The sequence below is a fragment of the Pseudoalteromonas rubra genome, from assembly GCF_005887115.1.
GTDB lineage: Bacteria > Pseudomonadota > Gammaproteobacteria > Enterobacterales > Alteromonadaceae > Pseudoalteromonas > Pseudoalteromonas rubra_F.
Map to the genome: position 1 here is coordinate 1 of NZ_PNCJ01000064.1, position 5,654 is coordinate 5,654.

3 protein-coding genes are annotated in these 5,654 nt (G+C 37.8%); 1 reads left to right on the forward strand and 2 read right to left on the reverse strand.

The window, feature by feature from the left end:
• Positions 1-272 (forward strand): hypothetical protein (locus CWB98_RS24270; protein ID WP_212751160.1); only part of this gene is annotated, 272 nt, incomplete at its 5' end.
• A 515-nt stretch (positions 273-787) separates the two neighbouring features.
• On the opposite strand, the gene CWB98_RS24085 is transcribed toward CWB98_RS24270, so the two are convergent.
• Complete coding sequence (locus CWB98_RS24085; protein WP_171045739.1) at positions 788-943, reverse strand: hypothetical protein; 156 nt, start codon at positions 941-943, stop codon at positions 788-790.
• Between the two features lie 1,363 nt (positions 944-2,306).
• Positions 2,307-2,441, reverse strand: coding sequence for a hypothetical protein (locus tag CWB98_RS24690; RefSeq protein ID WP_283241225.1), 135 nt, complete (start codon positions 2,439-2,441; stop codon positions 2,307-2,309).
• Positions 2,442-5,654: the final 3,213 nt, after the last annotated feature.

The window sequence follows — 5,654 nt, forward strand, 5'->3', positions numbered from 1 at the left end:
CAGTGTATTTTGTCTTGGTTGAGGTACTTGAATTTGATTTTGATTTGGATATGGATATGGATATGGATATGGATATGGATATGGATATGGATATGGATATGGATATGGATATGGATATGGATATGGATATGGATGAGGACATGGATATGGATATAGATATGAATGAGGATGAGGATGAGAATGAGGATGAGGACAATGGCAGGCAGCCATTTTCACCAGTCAATCAACAACAGGCAATCAGTCATAAAGAAACCCACACCTCTTTACTATGACTGTCACAGGGTGATTGAGCAGTAATAACTATCACACCAGGTCGTCGCGTGGAACTCGACAGAATACAATTAAAAATCAGTTTTTATGTCACTTTCTTGATCAAGTCGGTGTAAATATCAAGGCACAAAAAAGCCACACGAACAGTTCGTGCGGCTTACGAATCAACACTTAGCAATGGTTGAACCTATTCAATAAATTAGTTGTCACCAAATTTAGGGTAGATTACACAACCACCTTCAACGATACCACCATTTACCAACGCCATCAGTTCACTGTTTTTTTCGATAGTTTTCATAGTTTTTCTCCTACTAATATAATTAAAGATCACACTCAATTTTTGAATAATCAATTTTTTTCTGCTCTGTACCACCAGCTACCAATACTGCATTCTGTTCTTCAATTAAATACATATTTCGCCTCTAACCTCTCTTATTCTCTGGAACGAACTCTGGAACGAACACCGCTCTCATTCAAGACGTTGCTCTAACCCTGTGACTGTCGCAATCTCACCTGATTACGGTCGGACGTTCTGAGCAAAACTGTCATTCGATTGACAACCACGAAAACCACTGGGCTGAAAATCAACACCTCCAGCAATATTTTGGGTACTACTGTGAGCAAACTCTTTGCCAGCCAAACTTTTCATCACTTTCTTTTTTATTTTAAGCATTTCACGCCTCCTAAAATTGGCATATCCTGACATCAGACATGTAAATTACGCGCTGTTTATAGGGCTTTATACATATCTATAATTTCGAATGCGATTACAAACCTAACCGCACAGTAACTGACTAGTTACCGTTTTTCTCTCGTTCCATTTTCTCTAACAACTTGTGAGTTGTATCACCACCGGATACATACACCAGGCTTTTCTTATCTAACGCTTTCAACATAACTTCCCTCGCATGATTGGTTAATGGCCCCTACTGCTCTTGAGTGCCTGAAGCAATCATGAAACAGAATAAAAAAACTGTCAAAACGGAGAAAAAACAAAAATAACCTTTTATTTCATAGTGATAACTTGGAATGTCTGCATCAAATAACTGAGCAATTAGCTCTTTATATGCTCACAATGTAAGCGCAGTACCCTCATTCATTGCTGACAATCTGATACCCCAATGCGGTAATTTTTCAGATAAACTATCGCCGTATATACCTGTACAAAACCTGGTTACCCGGGATGCTTAGTCTATGGTTCCAATGAGAATGAAGGGCGGACTGTGGTCTCAACTAAGTCACTGACACTATTTATTTGTATTTGGTGAGAATGATTCTAAGCAAGGATTTCACTTGCCGCAGTTCTTCAGAGCTGACAAATCGATGCAGCAGCACGGCTCAGGGACCCAAATTGCAGGCATAAAAAAAAGGAGCCTTATTGACTCCTTATTCAACAACATTCTCACATAATGGACAAAAGTAACTTTCCGCCAAAATTATTACTTTTACCAACCAAACAGCAACAGCTTCACACTACGCCGAACAAATATGGCATAAATGGCTTTAGAAGGCCTCTAATTATTTATTCAAAAGCTGAAGCATTTTTCACTTTATGAGATGAAATCATAACTCTCTGGATTAAAACCAATTTTTAATGGTTTCAATCAGTAGTTCAATTTCTGTTTCTGCCGGATGAGATACACCACCATTTATTGATTTAATATCAACAGATTTCAAATTCTTCATTTTGCCTCACAAAATTTTTAAAGTGACTTAAAAAAATCAATTATTGCATCTACCAAAGCACCTTCAGGAGACTTACCACCTGAAACCTCTGTGACCTGTTCTTTTCTTAGTTTATACATATTAAAACACCATCATTAAAAAATAAAAAACACATTTAAATTAGAAAATATAAAAAACTACTTTCACGTTTTCAGACATTAAAGTATGAGGTCGTTTAATGAGTCTACCAAATCTCGGATCTGTTCATAAATATCTGGTTGGCTACTACCACCCACGACATTCGACAACATGTCTTTCTCAATATATTTCATTTATGAAACCCTCTTTATTAAATCCATCTAGACTCGGGACTAAAGCACATTTTGCAGAGCAGGGATAGTACGATCAACCCCGCAGTCATGAACCGTATGAGGGCACCCACCTGCAACATGTTTCAAAGATGCATTTTGAGTCAACACTTTTAACTTTTGTTTTTTTAATTTCATAATCAGTTCCTTAACCATTTAGAATATCATAATAAAAACAGCACCCTTTATAAAACAGCTCCATTAGCAAATTAATGGAAAGATCCTTTACTAATAATTAAGCCAGCATATAGAGCACCGCTGTTCGAGATAAACATAACAAGGAAAAACGATTAAATCAAAACCATATAAAAAGCAATAAAACCTTTAAATACATAAAGATAATTAAAAAAGTGACAATACGATAAAGACAAAGTAATTGCCTGAGCATTTTTATGTTTTTGACCCAGGGCCAGATGCACTGTTCTTGCACAAGCTAGTCGTCAAAACAGGAGTATAAAGAACTTGCGAAAGAGCACTGAAGGTGCAGCCTTTAGAAAGCACAAGCCATATCAATCAGCTAAGAATATAACCTAATTCAGACTGGCTAATTGCAACCTGATAAAACGAAGCTACAGGGTGTAAAAACTCGACTTAATCAGGCCTGTGTTGCCAATGAACTTTGCATAGGGCCTATCTTGTGGTTAATGACAGTTGACAAAATAGGTGCTCTGCTTTGGAATTACCTTCTACAAAACTTAGACCTGCCACTGAAACACCAAGAAAAGTTAAGCTACTCAGAAAAATGTCAGAGCCTTTCATGCCTGCAAGCCTAGGAAACGGCTAAAGCAATGGCAACAAGGTTATCAGAATTTGATAAAGACGAACTCTTATAGCCAAATTCAACAGTTCCATACCTGCAAAGCAGGATAGCGAGTATAGTAGAACAACAAGACAAGACAAGACAAGACAAGACAAGACAAGACAAGACAAGACAAGACAAGACAGAATAGCGCCTTAATAAGCAGTTAGATATGATGGAAAGCGACTTATATAGAGGTAGCGGTTACTAATTAATTTTATATTCTTCGTGAAGAAGTATGGTTGGTGACAGAAATAAGAAAGGAGTCAACTGACTCCTTATTCACAATAACATTCTCACATTATTACCAAAAGCAACTTCCGCCACAGTTATTACTTTTGCTCATAACTCACTTTTGAGTTAGTACTTAACTATGATAGGAAAGAATGGGCCAACACAACCGCCTTCAACTATTCCACCATTAATATGAGTTAAGAAATTATAATCTATTTGCTTCATAATTAAATATACCTTTTAATTTCCAATCGTATCCAAGAGGTAATCTCTTAGCCATTCATAGGGGTGCTTACCACCACTAATCGCCTCGGCTTGTTTTTTGTCTAATTCAAACATAATACTCAGCTCAAATTATACTGGGCAGCTGCCAATAGAAATATTGAAGTCATTGCCAAACAACTTTACAGTTTGAGTGTAGCAATCACCACCAGACACATACATTGCCATTACGCTAATATCTTTCATCATTAACCCCTTTTATTCCATCACGCCAATACAAAGAACCAGGTCACCACCATTTGCTTTGATACTGATACCATTGCATGTGCCTGCACCAGTAACAAATTCAACATTCAATAATTCTTTCATCATCATCTCCTAAAAATATTATTCACTGATACCCAGACAAGCACCATACTTGCCATCGGTTGTGCCTAACCAAATACCAGTACACTTGCCACCAGAAACAGAGGCGAACTCACCAAATTTAATCTCAACCATTTTCACTCCTAAACATGAACGCCAATACACACACTACGCTCACCGGCTTTAATATCCAGGCCATAACAAGTTCCTGCACCATTTACATGGTCAACTGAATTAAGTTCTTTCATAATAATTCCTACCTAATTTTAAATTTAAACTGCACAACTACCGATTGCGATATTGAAATCATTGCCAAACAATTTCACAGTCTGTCTGTAGCAATCACCACCAGACACATACATTGTCATTCCGCTAATATCTTTCATCATTATTTTCCTTTTATTCCATCACACCAATACAAAGAACCAGGTCACCACCATTTGCTTTGATACTGATCCCATTGCATGTGCCTGCGCCAGTAACAAATTCAACATTTAATAATTCTTTCATCATCTTCTCCTAAAAATATTATTCACTGACACCCAGACAAGCACCATACTTGCCATCGGTTGTACCTAACCAAATACCTGTACACTTGCCACCAGAAACAGAGGCGAATTCACCAAATTTAATTTCAATCATTTTTATTTCTCCACGTGAACGCCAATACACACACTGCTATCACCGGCCTTAATATCCAGGCCATAACAAGTTCCCGCACCATTTACATGGTCAACTGAATTAAGTTCTTTCATAATAATTCCTGCCTAATTTTAAATTTAAACTGCACAACTACCGATTGCGATATTGAAATCATTGCCAAACAATTTAACAGTCTGCTTGTAACACTTGCCACCAGACACATACATTGTCATTGCAGTAATATCTTTCATCATTAATTTCCTTTTATTCCATTACACCAATACAAAGAACCAAGTCACCACCATTTGCTTTGATACTGATCCCATGACACGTACCTGCACCAGTTACAAACTCAACATTCAATAATTCTTTCATCATCATCTCCTAAAAGTATTATTCACTGATACCCAGACAAGCACCATACTTGCCATCGGTTGTGCCTAACCAAATACCTGTACACTTGCCACCAGAAACAGAGGCGAATTCACCAAATTTAATTTCAATCATTTTTATTTCTCCACGTGAACGCCAATACACACACTGCTATCACCGGCCTTAATATCCAGGCCGTAACAAGTTCCTGCACCATTTACATGGTCAACTAATTTAAGCTCTTTCATTTTTATGCCTTACTCAATGTTAATACCAATACATACACCCGTTTTGCGGTGCGCTATCATGAAGATGGGAGCTGAAAGACAAATTCCACCCGCAATATCATTTGTTTCGTTTAGTTCTTTCATTTTTTCTGCCTTACTCAATGTGAATACCAATACAGGTGCCCGTGAAGTGATCCAGGATCATCAGCGCTGGAAGTGAAATACAGGTACCGCCCGCAATGTAGCTTGTTTCGTTTAGTTCTTTCATTTTCATACCTTACTCAATGTGAATGCCAATACAGGTGCCTGTGAAGTGGTCCAGGATCATCAGAGCTGGAAGTGAAATACAGGTACCGCCCGCAATATAATTCGTTTCGTTTAGTTCTTTCATTTTCATACCTTACTCAATGTGAATGCCAATACAGGTGCCTGTGAAGTGGTCCAGGATCATCAGTGCTGGAAGTGAAATACAGGTACCGCCCGCAGATA